Raw genomic sequence first — 17,114 nt, 5'->3', positions numbered from 1 at the left:
TCAGAAAGGCGTAAAACGCTGGCCGACGCAAATGTGAAGCAAAGAAAAAGGGCTTAGATAATTTCTTATCTAAGCCCTTAATCAAGTCTGGTGGCCCCTGCTGGACTTGAACCAGCGACCAAGCGATTATGAGTCGCCTGCTCTAACCACTGAGCTAAGGGGCCGTGGCGGTGAATTATAAAGTAACTCCCCGCAGCAATCCAGCCATTCACACCTGCCTGCTGTTTTTATAAACAATGCATAATCAATCCTTTATACTTCCCGGATGATGTATCGATCGGAGTAAACATGATCAACGATATTCTTGCCCCCGGCCTGCGGGTGGTGTTCTGCGGTATCAACCCCGGTAAGTCCTCGGCGCACACCGGTTTTCACTTTGCTCATCCGGGTAATCGCTTCTGGAAGGTTATCCACCAGGCGGGGTTTACCGACAGGTTGCTGAAGCCCGAAGAGGAACAGCATCTGCTGGATACACGATGTGGCATCACCATGCTGGTTGAGCGGCCAACGGTGCAGGCAACCGAAGTGAATCTGCACGAACTGCGCAGCGGCGGGCGCGAGCTGATTAAAAAGATTGAAGACTACCAGCCTGCGGCGCTGGCGATCCTCGGTAAGCAGGCTTATGAGCAGGCATTTAGCCAGCGCGGGACACAGTGGGGTAAACAACGCATCACTATCGGCGTCACGCAGGTGTGGGTGCTGCCAAACCCAAGCGGCCTGAACAGGGCGACGCTGGATAAGCTGGTTGAGGCGTATCGCGAACTCGATGAAGCGTTAGTTGTGCGCGGGCTGTAACTGCCGGAGCCTGAGGCTCCGGCGTCACTATCAGAACTCGAATCGCGCGCCCATGTTGTAGCGGCGTCCTTCCAGGATGGAAGACTGGTTATAGGACGTCTTGTAAATCGGGTTCACGTCGAACAGGTTGTAAACCCCCGCCATCAGCGTAATGCTCTTGTTGAGATGGTAGCGGGCGCCTAAATCGACCAGCGCATAGGCCTCGGTTGAGGTGGATTTACCGGTGTTTGGCGTATTGCTGCGCCAGTTGCTGGTGGTCCACAGCTCCAGGTCGTTGAGCGCATTCCACGTCAGTGACAGGTTGGCCATACTGCTCGGGAATTCGTTCAGCGCCTCTCCCTTATACTGGCCGCTTTTTTGCTCGCTGTGGGTGTAGGTGTAGTTTGCGTTAGCCTTCAGCGCAGGAGTGACCTGCCAGTCTGCATTCAGCTCCAGACCATAGATTTCCGCGTCGCTGACGTTGAAATACTGGGACACTTCTTCAGCTTCATAGCTGTTGTAAATACACTTCTGCGTGGCGGTTGCAGTACAAATGGTGTAGTCGCTGATCTTGTCTTTAAATTTGGTGAAGAACACGGTGGCATCCAGTGCCAGCGTATCCTGCTGCCAGTAGACGCCCAGCTCGGTGTTAACGCTTTGCTCTGGCTTCAGGTCATCGTTACCGATCCCAATATACGAGTAAGGATAAGAGCCATAGACACTGGTGAAGCCTTCGTTGTTCTCACGCAGGTCAGGCTTTTTATACCCCGCCGATACACCGCCTTTCAGCGCCCAGCTTTCATCAATCGTCCAGTTCCCGTAGAGCTTCGGCGTCACGTGGTAGCCAAAGTAGCTGTCGTGGTCGAGACGTGCCGACGTGGTCAGCGTGAAGTCCGGCACCATCATCCATGCGTCTTCAGCAAACACGGCCCAGCCGTTGCGGCTGATCTCACTGACCGGCGTGATCCCCGGAACCTCTTTGTCGGCGATGCCGAACGTATCATCCAGTTCGTTGCGGGTGAAGTTGATGCCAAGCGTCAGCTTATGATCGCCAAGATTAAAGGTGTTAGCGCTGTTGGCTTCATAGTTTTTCTGCTTGATAAACTGCGAACTCATGCCTGGCACGCGGTATTCGGTTTTGGCGTTCTCGTAGCTGATGAAGTTCTTCACTTCCACCAGGTCGTCGCCGTACCACGCGTGCTGGGATAACGACGCGGCGTCCCGGTCGAAGTCCCATTGCCAGGCTTTATCGTTGTGTGATTTTACCTGATGCCCTTTAACGACGTTCAAATCCCACAGCTGGGTGTCGGTCGGGGCCATATTAATGGTGGCATCCAGGTTGCCGGCCTGGTGCTTAACAAAACGCTCATCGTTCTGGCTGTCATCGTCACGGCGATCAAGGTAATCCGCCGCCACGCTCACGCCGAGTTTGCCAGGAATAACCGGCCCCATCAAAAAGGCATTGGTCTGGTTGGTGTTGCCGTACTCGCTTTTCTCCTGAAGGAAGTAGTTATCCTCCAGCACCCCGGTCCATTTATCCAGGTTGTAGCCTTTTTTGGTGATGACGTTCACCACGCCACCAATGGAGTCTGAACCATACAGCGAGGACATCGGCCCACGGATCACCTCGATGCGTTCGATAGCCGCAAGGGGGGGCAGGAATGCCGCTTCTGTGCCGATATGGTGGCCGTAAGGGCGGGACTCGCGGGTCCCTTGTTTGATGCCGTTGACCATGTAGGAGGTATACGTGGAGTCCATGCCGCGCATCTGCACATCGCCGGTGGCAAGGCTCCCGTTACCGTTCCCCACTAATACACCGGGCATTTCACGCAGCGCTTCGGTCACGTTCTGGTTCGAACGGGTGTTCAGCTCTTTCTCGCCGACCACGGAGATGGTCGCCGGTGCTTCGCGGCGCTCCTGGGCGAAACCGGTGGCGGTGACCACCATCTGATCTTCATTAGCGGGAGTTGTCTCCTCGGCGAAAACGGCCACAGGAAGGCTGGCGAGGGCGAGCGAAATCGCCAGCGCCGTACGTGTCTGGTTAATCACAAAGCAATCCTCAGAATTGGGTTAAATCGAGTTTGAGCACATAGTCAGCCTGGGTGGCTTTTTCATCCTGCTTTACGCTGACAAAGAGCGTTTTGCTGTCCGGAGAAAGCACCATGCTGTTGGGCATGGCAGCCGTTTTAATGGTGTGTTTCAGGCTGTATGTGTTGGCATCGATAACGCTTATCTGACGGGCATTGCGATGGGTAACGTACACTTCGTTGCGCGCCGGGTTGTAGACGGCGGCAATGGAGTTCGGCGTGGGAATGCGGTGCACTAACTTACCGGAATCGAGCTGTACAACCAGCACATCTGCGGTATTGGTATCGGCGATAAAACCTACGCCTTTGGCGGGGTTCAGGGCGATATTCAGGAAGTAATGTTTTGGCTCGGACGGGTCAACTTTCACGCGGGAGATAACCTGGGACGTTTTGCCATCCAGCGTTACCAGTTCGCCTTTGCCGGTGACGGCATACACTTTGTCGTCGGATTCGTTGACCGCAAAACCGACCGGATCCATCCCTTTCAGGGTATGCGCAAGCGTCTGGTTTTTAGTGTCGACTACCCACAGCACGCCTTTGCCTTCACTGCCAATCCCGGAGACGTAGAGCCGCTGGTGTTTCTTATCGAGGACCACTTCGCGGACGTGCGCTTTGTTTTCATCATCCGCGAGCTGGAGTGTCTTCACTTCTTTGTTGGTGCGGGTATCCAGCAGAGTTAATGAGCCATCCAGCGCATTGCCTGACCAGAGAATGTGGTTGGCTTCATCCAGTGAAACGGCGAAGGGGCGGCGTTGGGTCGCGATCCGCTTATCAACCTTCAGCGAATCAGCTGAAAGCAGGAACATTTCACCGGCGGTTTTATCTTTATCGAAAGAGGGGGCGGACGCCGCATAGACCGCGTTTTGTCCGGCATCATAAGCCAGTTCGTAAACGCCGTGACCCAGCGGTTGGGAAGTAAACCGATCCTCGGAGAAGTCCTTTGCACAGGCAGAACCCGCATGAAGGGCCAGAGAAATCGCGAGCGCGCAGAGAGATTGATTTTTTAATATTTTGAAATTCATGTAATTTTTCTTTACAGTAGTTTACGAAAAGAAAAATGATAATGAAAATAAATATCATTTACAATTGCATCTATTGCGGTGGTACCTACTAATTTTTGTACTCTGTGGAAAATCCCCAAAAAAAAAGCTCCCCGGAGGGAGCTTTTTCATCGAGGACCGATTAGTCGTCCAGGAAGCTACGCAGCACTTCAGAGCGGCTTGGATGGCGCAGTTTACGCAGCGCCTTTGCTTCGATCTGACGGATACGTTCGCGGGTAACGTCGAACTGTTTACCCACTTCTTCCAGCGTGTGGTCGGTATTCATGTCGATACCGAAACGCATACGCAGAACTTTTGCTTCACGGGCGGTCAGGCCAGCCAGAACGTCGTGCGTTGCGGCACGCAGGCTCTCGGTGGTGGCAGAATCCAGCGGCAACTCGAGGGTGGTATCCTCGATGAAATCACCCAGATGCGAATCTTCATCGTCGCCGATTGGCGTTTCCATGGAGATAGGCTCTTTGGCAATCTTCAGCACTTTGCGGATCTTGTCTTCCGGCATCAGCATACGTTCAGCCAGCTCTTCTGGCGTTGGCTCACGGCCCATCTCTTGCAGCATCTGGCGGGAGATACGGTTGAGTTTGTTGATCGTCTCAATCATATGCACCGGAATACGGATGGTGCGCGCCTGATCCGCGATAGAGCGGGTGATAGCCTGACGGATCCACCAGGTTGCGTAGGTGGAGAACTTGTAACCACGACGGTATTCAAATTTATCTACCGCTTTCATCAGACCGATGTTGCCTTCCTGGATAAGATCCAGGAATTGCAGACCACGGTTGGTGTATTTCTTAGCGATAGAGATAACCAGACGTAAGTTCGCTTCAACCATCTCTTTTTTCGCACGGCGGGCTTTCGCTTCACCGATAGACATACGACGGTTGATATCCTTCACCTGCTCGATGGTCAGGCCGGTTTCTTCTTCAATCTGCTGGAGTTTCTGAAGCCCGCGATGCACGTCTTCTTTCACATCATGCAGTTTTTCAGACCATGGCTTGTTCATCGCGATAGCGGCGTTGAACCAGGTTTCGCTGGTTTCGTTGCCGGTGAAGAGCGTGATGAAGTTCTTCTTCGGCATTTTGCACTGTTCAACACACAGTTTCATGATGATACGTTCCTGGGTACGCACGCGGTCCATCATGACGCGCATACTGTTTACCAGGTAGTCGAACTGTTTTGGCACCAGGCGGAACTGTTTGAATACTTCAGACAGTTTCAGGATCTCTTCCTGAGCAGCGGCGTGGCTACGGCCTTTTGCTTTGATGGTGTCACGGGTCAGTTCGTACTGCGTACGCAGTTCACCGAACTTCTCGCGGGCCAGCTCAGGGTCGATGCTGTTGTCGTCATCACTGCTGTCGTCGTCGCCGTCTTCATCATCTTCGTCTTCGTCGTCATCCATCTCTTCCTGGGACAACTCAGAACCGACGTGAGTGGCGGTCGGCGCCATGTCTTCTTCTGCGTTCGGGTCAACAAAACCGGTGATCAGGTCAGACAGACGCGCTTCTTCAGCTTCAACGCGGTCGTACTGTTCCAGCAGGTAAGTGATTGCTTCCGGGTATTCGGCAACGGAACACTGAACCTGGTTGATCCCGTCTTCGATGCGCTTAGCGATGTCGATTTCGCCTTCGCGGGTCAACAGTTCAACGGTGCCCATTTCGCGCATGTACATGCGGACCGGGTCAGTGGTGCGCCCGATTTCAGATTCCACGCTGGACAGTACCTGTGCAGCAGCTTCTTCCGCATCTTCGTCAGTGTTGTTGGAGGTTTCAGCCAGCAACAGATCATCGGCATCCGGTGCTTCTTCCATCACCTGAATACCCATGTCATTGATCATTTGGATGATGTCTTCGATCTGATCTGAATCGACGATATCTTCCGGCAGATGGTCATTGACCTCGGCATAGGTCAGATAGCCTTGCTCCTTACCACGTTGGACAAGAAGTTTCAGCTGTGACTGCGGGTTTTGCTCCATAAGACGGTATCCACACTTAATTCGTTTGATTGGTGTTGGCGATGGTGCTGCCAACCTTTAAAGCGAGGGCGTACTTATATTTTTGCCGCTGCCTCTCAGTGCGGCTGCCGGGGGCTTCCCGATCGATATTCGGCACTTAAGCCGTTAAATACTTTTGTCTTTATTTGTCTTTTATTTCTTCGCCAGTTCCTGGTTTAGCATCCAGAGTTCCCGGCGTTCTTCGCTGCTTAGGCCGTGTGTGCGCTCGCGAGCAATCAACTCTTCCTGGCGCAGCTCAAGCATCGAATCGAACATATGATTCAGCGAGTCGGTGAAGGTTTTTTCAGCGATATCCTTATCTGCTATATCGTCCCACATCGACAGTTTTTCAAGGGTTGCGGACTCTTTTGTACCGCGATAGTGCTCTAAAAGTTGTCCGGTGGTCAGACCTGGCTGCGACAGACAAGTGTTGACCAATTCTGAAAATAAGCCAAGTCCAGGCAGTTTTTCCTGATTTAACCCTGTGAGAGGCGGTACTAACGGTGCCAGCTCAGGGTTTTGCACCAGCAACCCTATCAGTATACGCATGGTTGTACGTTTTAGCTGTGGCGCAGGGCGAACCGCCCCGGTTTCAGCCAGTTTTGGCATTAAACGTTCAAGCTGGCTGTCATCCAGAATGCCGAGCTTGTTGCCTAACTCCTGACGCAAATAAATACGCAGCGTTTCGCCAGGCACCTGGCTTATCAACGGCAGTGCCAGCGTACTGAGCTGCGCACGGCCATCAGGCGTACTCAAATCGACCTGCGGCATAAGGCTGTTAAACAAAAACGTGGAGAGCGGCTGTGCCTGCTCCATCCGCGCTTCAAACGCCGCTTTGCCCTCTTTACGCACCAGCGTATCCGGGTCTTCGCCGTCAGGCAGAAACATAAAGCGCAACTGGCGACCGTCGGTCATGTACGGCAGCGCCGTTTCCAGTGCTCGCCAGGCTGCATCGCGTCCGGCACGGTCACCGTCGTAACAGCAGATGACGTTGTTGGTCACTCTGAACAGCAGCTGGATATGGTCGGCAGTTGTCGATGTCCCCAGCGAAGCAACGGCATAGTTGATGTCATACTGTGCCAGTGCGACAACATCCATATACCCTTCGACGACGAGAAGACGCTGAGGTTCCGCGTTATCCTGTTGCGCTTCATAAAGACCGTAAAGCTGGCGGCCCTTATGGAAAATATCGGTTTCCGGGGAGTTGAGGTATTTCGGCAGGGCATCGCCCAGTACACGACCACCAAAACCAATCACCCGGCCACGCTTGTCGCGAATCGGGAACATCACCCGTTCACGGAAGCGATCGTAGCTTCGTCCCTGGTCATTGGTGACCAGCATTCCTGCATCGATCAGTGATTTACGATCTTCGCTATTGCCGCCAAAACGCTTTAACACGTTGTCCCAGCCGGGCGGGGCGTAACCAATAGCGAAACGCGCAATGACATCGTCGCTCAGTCCGCGCTTAGTCAGATACTGACGCGCAGGCTCAGCAGCAGTGTGCTTAAGAGACTGTTGGTAAAACGAGTTCAGGCCGTCCATCAGTTGATACAGCGTCTGGCGTTGATGGCGCTCTATCTGACTGGGCCCGCTGCCTGCTTCATACGGCACTTCAAGGTTGTGCATCGCCGCCAGTTCTTCGACGGTTTCAACGAACTCGAGCTTGTCGTAATTCATTAAAAAATCGACGGCATTACCGTGAGCGCCACAGCCGAAGCAGTGGTAAAACTGTTTTTCACCGTTTACGGTGAAAGAGGGGGTTTTTTCGTTATGGAACGGACAGCACGCATGGTAATTCTTGCCCTGCTTTTTCAGCTTTACCCGCGCGTCGATGAGATCGACGATGTCGGTTCTGGCGAGCAGGTCATTGATGAAAACGCGTGGGATTCTTCCGGCCATATGCCCCAAAAAATTAAGCGACTTATAAACGAAAACAAGCCGCGCATTCCTTCCGGAAGCACGGCCTTACGACTACTACTCTGTCTGTCAATTGAGGGCTGTAGCCCTCAACAGATTAGTACAGACGAGTACGGCGTGCGTTTTCGCGAGCCAGTTTCTTCGCGTGACGTTTCACAGCAGAAGCTTTAGCGCGTTTACGTTCGGTCGTTGGTTTTTCATAGAACTCACGACGACGAACTTCCGCCAGAACACCTGCTTTTTCGCATGAACGTTTGAAGCGACGCAGTGCTACGTCGAACGGCTCGTTTTCACGTACTTTAATTACCGGCATGTAACTCTCACCTTTAATAAATTCGGTTTGCCGCTGGCATCAACGCCAGCTTATTTCAAAATGGTGCGGAATTTTACTGCAAATGCTGCTGCTTTGTAAAGCACCGATGCGATTTTGAAAGGGACTTTAATAAGGGTGAGGAGTATACACGAGCCTTCTTCCTGGGGCGAACAAAGTTTTACATCAACCCGCCCAGGCTCTACACTGCGCGGTATTGAAATGAGGTAAAACAAGCCATGCGTGTACTGGGTATAGAAACATCCTGCGATGAAACCGGCATCGCGATTTACGACGACAAAAAAGGGCTGCTCGCCAACCAACTGTATAGTCAGGTGAAACTCCATGCTGATTACGGCGGCGTTGTCCCTGAACTGGCCTCTCGTGACCACGTACGTAAAACGGTTCCTTTGATTCAGGCGGCGTTGAAAGAAGCCGGATTGAGCGCAAAAGATATCGATGCAGTTGCTTATACCGCAGGCCCGGGTCTGGTCGGTGCGCTGCTGGTTGGCGCAACGGTCGGGCGTTCGCTGGCGTTCGCCTGGGATGTTCCGGCTATTCCGGTACACCATATGGAAGGGCATCTGCTGGCGCCAATGCTGGAAGATAACCCACCAGAATTCCCGTTTGTAGCACTGCTGGTTTCTGGCGGCCATACCCAGCTGATTAGCGTGACGGGCATTGGCAAGTACGAACTGCTGGGCGAGTCTATCGACGACGCGGCCGGTGAAGCGTTCGATAAAACCGCCAAGCTGCTGGGGCTGGATTATCCTGGCGGCCCGATGCTGTCGAAAATGGCATCTCAGGGTACGGAAGGGCGTTTTGTCTTCCCGCGTCCGATGACCGATCGCCCGGGGCTGGATTTCAGCTTCTCTGGCCTGAAAACTTTCGCGGCCAATACTATTCGCAATAACGAAAACGACGATCAGACGCGTGCGGACATCGCCCGCGCATTTGAAGATGCAGTGGTGGATACGCTGATGATCAAGTGCAAGCGTGCGCTGGATCAGACCGGCTTTAAGCGTCTGGTGATGGCGGGGGGCGTGAGCGCTAACCGTACCCTGCGCGCGAAGCTCGCAGAGATGATGCAAAAACGTCGCGGCGAAGTGTTCTACGCGCGTCCGGAGTTTTGTACCGACAATGGGGCGATGATTGCCTACGCCGGGATGGTACGTCTGAACGCCGGGGCAACGTCTGACCTGAGCGTGTCCGTACGTCCGCGCTGGCCGCTGGCGGAATTACCCGCAGCCTGAACCCTTAACCCGGGTGTCAAAACGCAATATCAAACATCCGGGTTCTGGCAAGCAGACCGTAAAGCTGACAATCATTTTTTACCTGTAATTTTTCCATTGCCCGTATTTTATGTGCACTTACGGTTTTGATGCTCAGGTGCATTTGACGCGAAACATCCGTCAGGTTTCCCCCTTTACAGAGTAACCGCAGTACGTCTATCTCTCGGGCTGACAGCGATGCTTCGCTCTGAAGAATACCTTTCATCAATGCTGGTTCGATATAGATCTCACCTTTCATCACGCAGATGAGCGCGTTGCGCAGGGTCTTCTCACCCAGAGAGTGGCTGACATAGGCCTTTGCTCCTGCCTCAATCGCCAGACGGATCAACTGGGGGCTTTTAAACGGAGACAACAGAATAATGTTTAGCGTTGGATATTTTTGATGCAATCCTCTCACCAGCGCCAGCCCGTCCCTGTCGCTTGACAGCCCCGGGCGTTGCGCGGTGTTCAGCGTATACCCGAGCAGCAGAATGTCGGGCGTATTCTCCGCCAGCAGGGTCAATAACGCATCGGTTGATCCGGTCTCACCCGCTGGCGAAAAAGCTGGAACGCTGCCGGAGCCTGCAAAAGAAATGCCTATGCCCTCAATCATCGCCCGTACGCCCCGGCGAATAAGAGGATGTTCATCGGCAATCACTATTTTTGTTAACATTGCATTCTCCAGTTTAAAAGAGAGATATTTTACCTGCCACCCGCGTATATTGATTGCCTTTCCCTGGATACTTTAATTTAAAAAAATCCAGTAGCCTTCACTGCCGTCCTGAAAAGACTATTGAGAGTATTTTTATTCTCTTTATTAATTGATTTTTTGCTGTGTATATAACTTTTCTCTTAAAACGAAGGTGCAGAATTATCTTATTAATTAAAAGAACACTCTGCTGTTTCGTTTGGCGATTATATTTTAATTTTGAAAAAGGAAAATTATTTACCCCGTCATAAAGGAATATTGGCAAAATGAAAAAAAGTATCTTATCAATGCTTATTTGTGCAGCGTTCACCTGCACAGCGTACGCGCAAACCGGGCCTTCGGTGCAGCAGGAACAACCGCAGGTTATACAGGGGGTGTCGTATGACGCAATTGTTATTAAATTGAAACCCGGTAAAGCGAAGTCTTATCAGCTGAAAATCAACGATCCCTCTTTGGTTGCAACCCGCATGTATCATGCGGAAAACCTGAGCAGTGAACGTCTTGCTGAACTGACTAAACTGAATGAACGCTATGGGTTTGATCGTTATCTGCGTATTACGCTGCCTGCAGATAAAAAGCAGGATCGAAACTATATCGAGAATATCATCATCGGGCTTGAACAGAATCAGGATGTGGAGTCCGTTTATCCCGAAGCGTTGCCTGTTTTTCAGGAGACAGAACAGGCCTCGACGAAATTAAAGTCATCAGCGAATAATAATCTTGGTGCAGTATCGGTACCTGATTATCGGGATCTGCAGGATTATCTGAAAGCCCCCACCGATAAGCGTGCCGGCTATTATATGGGTGGGGTTAACCGCAATAGTGTTAATCAGTATAAAGGCAATGAAGGTGAGGATATCACGATCGTCTCATCTGAAAATTGCGGCTGGAATACTAACCATGTGAATTTACCGCCTATGGCCTTCGTAAAGGGGCCCAATGATGTAAACTGTAAAGAACGGGAACATAATACCGCGTCTGTCGGAATTTTAGCGGCGCGGGATATTGGCAGTGGCGTACGCGGGTTAAGTGATAAAAGCCAAATCGGCTATGCCGCGTGGCCAGCATCGAACCTTTATAACGTTATCCCACTCTTAAAAGCGGGGGATGTTGTCTCGCTAAACATGCAGACCTACGGCGGTGAAATCGCAGGAACCTGTACCAGTAACTGTTATATTCCTATTGAATGGCTGGACAGTTACTACAACGTCATTAAGGCACTGACCGATAAAGGCGTGTTTGTTATTACCTCCGCAGCTAACGGAAACATTAATCTGGATTCGCCGGCATTTAATGGTAAGTGGGATCTTAACGTCCGGGATTCCGGTGCAATTATCGCCGGAGCATTCTGCTCAAAAGACGGTAAAAAGGCGAGTTTTAGCACCTATGGTTCGCGCGTGACCAGCTCCTCAAGGGGGTGTAATGATGTCACCACAACCGGTTACGGCAATCTCTATAACAGGACCAACGCCACTTATACCAGTACCTTTGGCGGGACATCGTCAGCCACGCCAATTGTGGCGGGTGTGGTGGCCAGTCTGTCAGGCATTGCCAAAGCTCACGGGATTACGGTTACGCCGCGGCAGATGCGTCAAATTCTTGCTGAGACCGGCACGCCGCTCGCGAACGGTGACTCTGCGAGAGTGGGGACACAGCCCGATATGGAGCGCGCCGTCGCCCGCATCCTGGCGTTGAAGGATGGCGGAGATGTTGCGATCCCGGCACCTACGGCGGTGGCCGGTGCGGATTACGCCATGGTCTCTCCGATGACGGGTGTCAGTACTTATCCCCTTGATGGCAGTAAGAGCCTGAACGCCAGGTCGTATAACTGGAGCGTGACTCAAGGGGCTGGCACTTTCTTCGTGCAGGAGCGGTTGAACGGTGCGCAGGTGAACAGCGTTGACGCTGCTCACGCCTATGCGGTGATCCCGGCGAATACGGAGGGGGAAGCCACCTTTACGCTGACCACAACCGGAGCGGACGGACGTACTGCTGTAGATAGTATGACCATAAAAGTCACTAAACCCGCTGTGCCAGCGAAAGACGACACGCCGGCGAAGGATGATACCACGCCAGCGAAAGACGACACCCCGGCGAAGGATGACACCACGGCAAAAGACGATACACCTGCCACCGATACGGCACCGGCCTATAACGCCAAAATTGCCTATCCAGTCAAATGCACCAAAGTGTCTTACAACGGTAAAGTGTGGTTCAACCAGTGGTATGTCAACCCGGGTCAGGAAACACCGGGAACCGGCGGCCAGTGGGGCGCATGGCGTGAACAAGGGTCATCGAATAACAGCTGCAAATAATTATCGTGGCCTGGCATTGTGCCAGGCCTTTTTATTCAGATCCGCAACATTCCTTTCTCTTCTAAAAATCCAATGATCGTTGCCAGACCGTCACCCGCCTTCAGGTTGGTAAAGGTCCACGGACGTTCGCCGCGCATCCGGTTGGTGTCACGCTCCATCACCTCCAGCGAGGCGCCAACGTACGGCGCGAGGTCGGTTTTATTGATCACCAGAAAATCGGATTTTGTGATCCCCGGCCCGCCCTTACGCGGGATTTTCTCGCCTTCGGCAACGTCGATCACATAGATGGTCAGATCCGCCAGTTCCGGGCTAAAGGTGGCACTCAGGTTGTCACCGCCGCTTTCGACGAAGATCAGATCAAGATTGCCGAATTTCTCGCTTAATGCCTCTACGGCCGCAAGATTCATTGACGCATCTTCACGAATGGCAGTATGCGGACACCCGCCGGTTTCCACACCCACGATGCGCTCAGGCTCCAGCGCGCCTGCTTCGGTCAGGATACGTTGATCCTCTTTGGTGTAGATATCGTTGGTAACCACCGCCAGATGATATGTGTCGCGCATTGCCTTGCAGAGCGCTTCCAGCAGCGCGGTTTTGCCCGACCCCACCGGGCCGCCCACGCCAACGCGCAGGGGATGTTTGTAATCAGCCATGTTGCATCCTCAGGAACGGAATAACCGTGAATATTGTGTTTCGTGTCGCGCAGAGGCGATGGCGGAAAGCGGCGTTGCCGCACCCAGCGCTTCATCACCCCGTAAAAATGCTGCGTCCAGCCCATTCGCAAAATGGTCGCTCAGCCCGATAATCAGCTGTTGCGCGGCCTGCTGTCCGAACGGGACGAGCTTAACGCCCGCCATCACGGCGCTCTCAATCCAGCTATAGCCCAGGCTCAGGGCCAGCTCGCGTGCGCCGATTCCCCAGCGCACACCCAGCCACGCCATGCCGCAGAGCTGGCTTTGTGCAAGTAATGCCAGCCAGTCTGCCGGGCAGTCCGGCTCCCAGTTTTTAATCAGCCGCGTAAAGGCCGCGCCGCGATTGCGCTCTTCTTCACGCAGCTCGCGCGTTTCCCGGCAGGCGAGCAGGTACGCAGTCCAGCGTTTGACGGCGGCCAGTTCCTGCCGCTCGCAGGCCTGATACAGACGGATAAACAGCGGCAGGTCGACGCAGAAAAAACTCTGCTCCATCTGCTGAATTTGCCAGCGTTTGAATGCCTCAGCACTGGTAATCCATCCGGCCTCAACGGCCCATTCCAGCCCCTGCGACCAGGTAAATGACCCGACCGGCAGGCTGCTGCTGGAAAGCTGCATCAGACGCAGCCACTGGCGGGAGTGCTCCATTAGCTCATCAGCGCCAGCAGGGCAGAGACAATCAGCCCGCCGCCGAAGGTTTTACGCAGACCGTCGTGGCGGCGCAGCAGTAATCCCGCCGCAAAACTGGCGCACAGCACCGTGGCGCTGGCGAACATAAATCCGCTGGTGAAGAGCCAGAAGTTATGGCCAGCCATCTCCACACCGTGCGCCCAGCCGTGGAACATCGCCAGGGCAGGTACTGCCAGCAGCAGGCGATTTTCAGTTTTAAACATCATCACGCCACAAACCGCCAGCGAAGCGATAATCAGCATCTCCATCCCGCTAAAGCCGCCGAGCAGGCTGCCTGCAATTGCGCCGGTCAGCATCATCCCGAGGGTGGCAAAAGGCAGCAGCAGCTTGCGACCGCTCAGCGCGGAGAGCACGCCCGCACCTGACAGCATCAGTAGATGATCAAGCCCAGTCAGCGGATGGAAAAAACCCGCCTGAAAACTGTCGGCACCGTGGCCCGGATGCGCCAGCGCCGGAAGGGAGAACGCCAGCAGTAACAGAGGTAAATACTTACGCATGATGAGTCCTTAATGTGAATGAGCGTGCGAATGGCTATGGCTGTGGGCATCGCTGGTATAAGCGCCTGCTTCCGGTTCAAAGGGGAGGCTGGCAAAGGTCACTTCCAGCCCGAACTGGCGCAACATATCGTCGAGGACGTGATCGTGGTGATAGCGCAGTTCGCCTGGCATGATTTGCAGCGGAACATGGCGGTTGCCCAGGTGATAACAGGCGCGGGCCAGCAGGAACGGATCGGCGCAGCGCACGACCGATACGGATTCCGGTGCGGCAATCACTTCAATCACTTCGCTACCGTCTTCACTGGCCAGCAGATCGCCATCGCGCAGCAGTAAGCCGCGGGGCAGCATCAGCCCGGCTTCACGACCGTCGTTCAGTGCAACACGGGCGCGGCTTTTCACCCGCACATCAATGGGCAGCGTAACGCTGGCGGTGACGCGGTGCGCGTGGTCAAGGCGTTGGGTCAAGTAGATCATTGTCGCTCCTCAAAACAGGAAATAGCGTTGTGCCATCGGCAAAACGTCAGCCGGTTCGCTGGTAATCAGTTCCCCGTCAACACGCACTTCATACGTCTGTGCATCAACGGTGATATTCGGTTGCAGGCCGTTGTGGATCATGTCGGCCTTTTTCACGCTACGGCAGCCTTTCACCACGGCGGTGGCGCTTTGCAGGTTGAGCTGGCCGGCAAGGTTGGCAGATGCGGCGGCCTGGGAGATAAACGTCAGCCGGGTTGCATGTCTTGCGGCACCCAGAGAGCCAAACATCGGGCGATAGTGCACAGGCTGTGGCGTGGGGATCGAGGCGTTGATGTCGCCCATCGGCGCGCAGGCAATCATCCCGCCTTTGACGATGGTGGCCGGTTTCACGCCAAAGAAGGCCGGCGACCAGACCACCAGGTCAGCCAGTTTTCCTGCCTCGATTGAGCCCACTTCATGCGCAATACCGTGAGTCAGCGCCGGGTTAATGGTGTATTTGGCGATATAGCGTTTGACGCGAAAGTTATCGTTATCGCCGCTCTCTTCCGACAGCGCGCCGCGTTGCACCTTCATGCGGTGCGCCACCTGCCAGGTACGGACAATCACTTCACCCACGCGGCCCATGGCCTGAGAATCGGACGAGGTCAGCGAGAAGGCGCCGATATCGTGCAGTACATCTTCGGCGGCAATGGTTTCCCGGCGAATGCGGGATTCGGCAAACGCCACGTCCTCGGCGATATCGGGGTCGAGATGGTGGCAGACCATCAACATGTCGAGATGCTCGTCGATGGTATTGACCGTGTAGGGCAGCGTCGGGTTGGTGGAAGAGGGCAAAATATTCGGATGCGCGCAGGCGGTAATGATGTCCGGTGCGTGTCCACCGCCCGCCCCTTCGGTGTGGAAGGTGTGGATGGTGCGCCCGCCAATTGCCGCAAGCGTGTCTTCAACAAACCCGGATTCGTTCAGCGTATCGCTGTGCAGCGCCACCTGAATATCCATCTCATCGGCCACTGTCAGCGAACAGTTAATGGCTGCAGGGGTTGCGCCCCAGTCTTCATGAATTTTCAGGCCGATGGCTCCTGCGGCGATTTGCTCGCGCAGGGCGTCCGGGTTCGAGCCATTTCCCTTACCCAGAAAACCGATATTGACGGGAAGCGTATCGGCGGCCTGCAACATGCGGGCGATATACCACGGTCCTGGCGTACAGGTGGTGGCGTTGGTGCCTGCCGCGGGTCCCGTTCCGCCACCGATCATGGTGGTCACGCCGGAGACCAGCGCCTCTTCGGCCTGCTGCGGGCAGATCCAGTGAATATGGGTGTCGATCCCACCGGCGGTGACGATCTTCCCTTCGGCGGCGATCACTTCCGTTGCGGCGCCAATCGGGATCGTCACACCGGGCTGGATATCCGGGTTTCCGGCTTTCCCCACGGCAAAGATCCGGCCGTTTTTGACGCCGATGTCAGCTTTCACGATCCCCCAGTGATCGACAATCAGCGCATTGGTCAGCACCAGATCCACGCAATCCTGCGAGGTCATTTGCCCCTGACCCATGCCATCGCGGATCACTTTCCCGCCGCCGAATTTAACCTCTTCGCCGTACACCGTCAGATCCTTTTCGACTTCAATCCACAGTTCGGTATCGGCCAGACGTACTTTATCTCCGGTGGTCGGGCCGAACATGTCGGCGTAAGCCTGGCGTGAAATTTCAGCCATTTTTCACCTCTCCCATCACGTCGCCGCGAAAACCGAAAATGCGCTGTGCGCCCGTCACCAGAACCAGTGTGACCTCGCGCTTCTGGCCGGGCTCAAAGCGCACCGCAGTGCCTGCCGGGATATTGAGCCGATAGCCTTTCGCGGTTTCACGATCGAATTTCAGCGCCGGGTTTACCTCATAAAAATGGTAATGCGATCCCACCTGGATCGGCCTGTCGCCGTGGTTCTCAACGATCACACTCACTGTTTTACGCCCGACGTTAAGGGCGATGTTGCCGGGTTTAACCTGATATTCACCTGGAATCATCAGTGGCTCCTTACACGATCGGGTTGTGAACGGTGACGAGCTTGGATCCGTCCGGGAAGGTTGCTTCCACCTGGATATCGGGGATCATCTCCGGTACACCTTCCATCACCTGTGCGCGCGTCAGGACATGGCGGCCTGATTCCATCAGTGAGGCCACGGTTTCACCATCGCGGGCGCCTTCCATAATAAAGGCGCTGATCAGCGCAACCGATTCCGGGTAATTGAGCTTCACCCCGCGTGCAAGGCGGCGTTCGGCAACCAGCGCGGCGGTGAACAACAACAGCTTGTCTTTTTCTCTGGGGGTCAGTTCCAT

16 protein-coding genes and 1 tRNA gene are annotated in these 17,114 nt (G+C 54.3%); 3 read left to right on the top strand and 14 right to left on the bottom strand.

The genetic code is table 11. The features are described from left to right. Positions 1–88 precede the first annotated feature (88 nt). A tRNA-Ile gene (locus tag N1249_RS19260) sits at positions 89–164 on the bottom strand. A gap of 124 nt (positions 165–288) precedes the next feature. Between N1249_RS19260 and mug the strand changes: the two genes are divergently transcribed. After that, a complete protein-coding gene (gene mug / locus N1249_RS19255) occupies positions 289–795 on the top strand; it encodes a G/U mismatch-specific DNA glycosylase (protein WP_259832111.1) in 507 nt (168 codons plus the stop codon). A 30-nt stretch (positions 796–825) separates the two neighbouring features. Here mug and N1249_RS19250 read toward each other — a convergent pair whose 3' ends face one another. The 5 genes from N1249_RS19250 to rpsU form a co-directional block, all read right to left on the bottom strand. Next, a complete protein-coding gene (locus tag N1249_RS19250; protein ID WP_259832109.1) occupies positions 826–2,823 on the bottom strand; it encodes a TonB-dependent receptor domain-containing protein in 1,998 nt (665 codons plus the stop codon). 10 nt (positions 2,824–2,833) lie between these two features. Then, a complete protein-coding gene (locus N1249_RS19245; RefSeq protein WP_259832108.1) occupies positions 2,834–3,883 on the bottom strand; it encodes a YncE family protein in 1,050 nt (349 codons plus the stop codon). Positions 3,884–4,043: 160 nt separating this feature from the next. Further along, the gene (rpoD, locus tag N1249_RS19240; protein ID WP_259832106.1) at positions 4,044–5,891 is read right to left on the bottom strand and encodes an RNA polymerase sigma factor RpoD; all 1,848 of its coding nucleotides are present in this window, start codon (positions 5,889–5,891) and stop codon (positions 4,044–4,046) included. 171 nt (positions 5,892–6,062) lie between these two features. Continuing rightward, entirely contained in the window at positions 6,063–7,808 is a 1,746-nt protein-coding gene (gene dnaG / locus N1249_RS19235; protein ID WP_259832104.1) for a DNA primase, read from the bottom strand. A 115-nt stretch (positions 7,809–7,923) separates the two neighbouring features. Next, positions 7,924–8,139 carry a 30S ribosomal protein S21 gene (gene rpsU, locus N1249_RS19230; protein ID WP_001144069.1) on the bottom strand — a complete coding sequence of 72 codons (216 nt, stop codon included), beginning with the start codon at positions 8,137–8,139 and terminating at the stop codon, positions 7,924–7,926. 236 nt (positions 8,140–8,375) lie between these two features. On the opposite strand from rpsU, the gene tsaD reads away from it, so the two are divergent. Further along, a complete protein-coding gene (gene tsaD, locus N1249_RS19225; protein ID WP_259832103.1) occupies positions 8,376–9,389 on the top strand; it encodes a tRNA (adenosine(37)-N6)-threonylcarbamoyltransferase complex transferase subunit TsaD in 1,014 nt (337 codons plus the stop codon). A 16-nt stretch (positions 9,390–9,405) separates the two neighbouring features. Here tsaD and N1249_RS19220 read toward each other — a convergent pair whose 3' ends face one another. Continuing rightward, complete coding sequence (locus tag N1249_RS19220) at positions 9,406–10,080, bottom strand: response regulator transcription factor (protein ID WP_259832101.1); 675 nt, start codon at positions 10,078–10,080, stop codon at positions 9,406–9,408. 302 nt (positions 10,081–10,382) lie between these two features. Here N1249_RS19220 and N1249_RS19215 point away from each other — a divergent pair, with 302 nt between their 5' ends. After that, complete coding sequence (locus N1249_RS19215) at positions 10,383–12,431, top strand: S8 family serine peptidase (RefSeq protein WP_259832100.1); 2,049 nt, start codon at positions 10,383–10,385, stop codon at positions 12,429–12,431. Positions 12,432–12,466: 35 nt separating this feature from the next. Here the strand turns inward: N1249_RS19215 and ureG are convergent, their stop codons facing one another. Genes ureG through N1249_RS19180 form a run of 7 tightly spaced genes read right to left on the bottom strand, consistent with a single transcriptional unit; the run spans position 12,467 to position 17,114 of the window. Beyond that, the gene (gene ureG / locus N1249_RS19210; protein WP_259832098.1) at positions 12,467–13,084 is read right to left on the bottom strand and encodes an urease accessory protein UreG; all 618 of its coding nucleotides are present in this window, start codon (positions 13,082–13,084) and stop codon (positions 12,467–12,469) included. Positions 13,085–13,093: 9 nt separating this feature from the next. Next, positions 13,094–13,768, bottom strand: a complete 675-nt coding sequence (locus tag N1249_RS19205) for an urease accessory protein UreF (protein ID WP_259832097.1) — start codon at positions 13,766–13,768, stop codon at positions 13,094–13,096. Continuing rightward, the gene (locus N1249_RS19200) at positions 13,768–14,307 is read right to left on the bottom strand and encodes a HupE/UreJ family protein (RefSeq protein WP_259832091.1); all 540 of its coding nucleotides are present in this window, start codon (positions 14,305–14,307) and stop codon (positions 13,768–13,770) included. The genes N1249_RS19205 and N1249_RS19200 overlap by 1 nt, the downstream gene beginning before the upstream one ends. A 9-nt stretch (positions 14,308–14,316) precedes the next feature. Then, positions 14,317–14,781 carry an urease accessory protein UreE gene (gene ureE / locus N1249_RS19195; protein WP_259832089.1) on the bottom strand — a complete coding sequence of 155 codons (465 nt, stop codon included), beginning with the start codon at positions 14,779–14,781 and terminating at the stop codon, positions 14,317–14,319. Positions 14,782–14,790: 9 nt separating this feature from the next. Next, a complete protein-coding gene (gene ureC, locus N1249_RS19190) occupies positions 14,791–16,494 on the bottom strand; it encodes an urease subunit alpha (RefSeq protein WP_259832087.1) in 1,704 nt (567 codons plus the stop codon). Then, positions 16,487–16,801 (bottom strand): urease subunit beta, encoded by a 315-nt coding sequence (locus N1249_RS19185; RefSeq protein WP_259832086.1) that lies wholly within the window; start codon positions 16,799–16,801, stop codon positions 16,487–16,489. Before N1249_RS19185 ends, ureC begins: the two co-directional genes overlap by 8 nt. A 10-nt stretch (positions 16,802–16,811) precedes the next feature. Further along, a complete protein-coding gene (locus N1249_RS19180; protein WP_182062500.1) occupies positions 16,812–17,114 on the bottom strand; it encodes an urease subunit gamma in 303 nt (100 codons plus the stop codon).

The organism is Enterobacter sp. CP102 (assembly GCF_025152625.1).
GTDB classification, from domain to species: domain Bacteria; phylum Pseudomonadota; class Gammaproteobacteria; order Enterobacterales; family Enterobacteriaceae; genus Enterobacter; species Enterobacter soli.
The sequence above is the reverse complement of the archived record's forward strand: the minus strand, read 5'-3'. Positions and strand labels throughout refer to the sequence as shown.

Coding starts and splice junctions, on each gene's coding strand:
- ureC (WP_259832087.1), bottom strand. CDS start 16,494: ATGGCTGAAATTTCACGCCAGGCTTACGCCGACATGTTCGGCCCGACC.
- rpoD (WP_259832106.1), bottom strand. CDS start 5,891: ATGGAGCAAAACCCGCAGTCACAGCTGAAACTTCTTGTCCAACGTGGT.
- ureE (WP_259832089.1), bottom strand. CDS start 14,781: ATGATCTACTTGACCCAACGCCTTGACCACGCGCACCGCGTCACCGCC.
- mug (WP_259832111.1), top strand. CDS start 289: ATGATCAACGATATTCTTGCCCCCGGCCTGCGGGTGGTGTTCTGCGGT.
- N1249_RS19200 (WP_259832091.1), bottom strand. CDS start 14,307: ATGCGTAAGTATTTACCTCTGTTACTGCTGGCGTTCTCCCTTCCGGCG.
- dnaG (WP_259832104.1), bottom strand. CDS start 7,808: ATGGCCGGAAGAATCCCACGCGTTTTCATCAATGACCTGCTCGCCAGA.
- N1249_RS19220 (WP_259832101.1), bottom strand. CDS start 10,080: ATGTTAACAAAAATAGTGATTGCCGATGAACATCCTCTTATTCGCCGG.
- rpsU (WP_001144069.1), bottom strand. CDS start 8,139: ATGCCGGTAATTAAAGTACGTGAAAACGAGCCGTTCGACGTAGCACTG.
- N1249_RS19180 (WP_182062500.1), bottom strand. CDS start 17,114: ATGGAACTGACCCCCAGAGAAAAAGACAAGCTGTTGTTGTTCACCGCC.
- N1249_RS19215 (WP_259832100.1), top strand. CDS start 10,383: ATGAAAAAAAGTATCTTATCAATGCTTATTTGTGCAGCGTTCACCTGC.
- N1249_RS19185 (WP_259832086.1), bottom strand. CDS start 16,801: ATGATTCCAGGTGAATATCAGGTTAAACCCGGCAACATCGCCCTTAAC.
- tsaD (WP_259832103.1), top strand. CDS start 8,376: ATGCGTGTACTGGGTATAGAAACATCCTGCGATGAAACCGGCATCGCG.
- N1249_RS19205 (WP_259832097.1), bottom strand. CDS start 13,768: ATGGAGCACTCCCGCCAGTGGCTGCGTCTGATGCAGCTTTCCAGCAGC.
- ureG (WP_259832098.1), bottom strand. CDS start 13,084: ATGGCTGATTACAAACATCCCCTGCGCGTTGGCGTGGGCGGCCCGGTG.
- N1249_RS19245 (WP_259832108.1), bottom strand. CDS start 3,883: ATGAATTTCAAAATATTAAAAAATCAATCTCTCTGCGCGCTCGCGATT.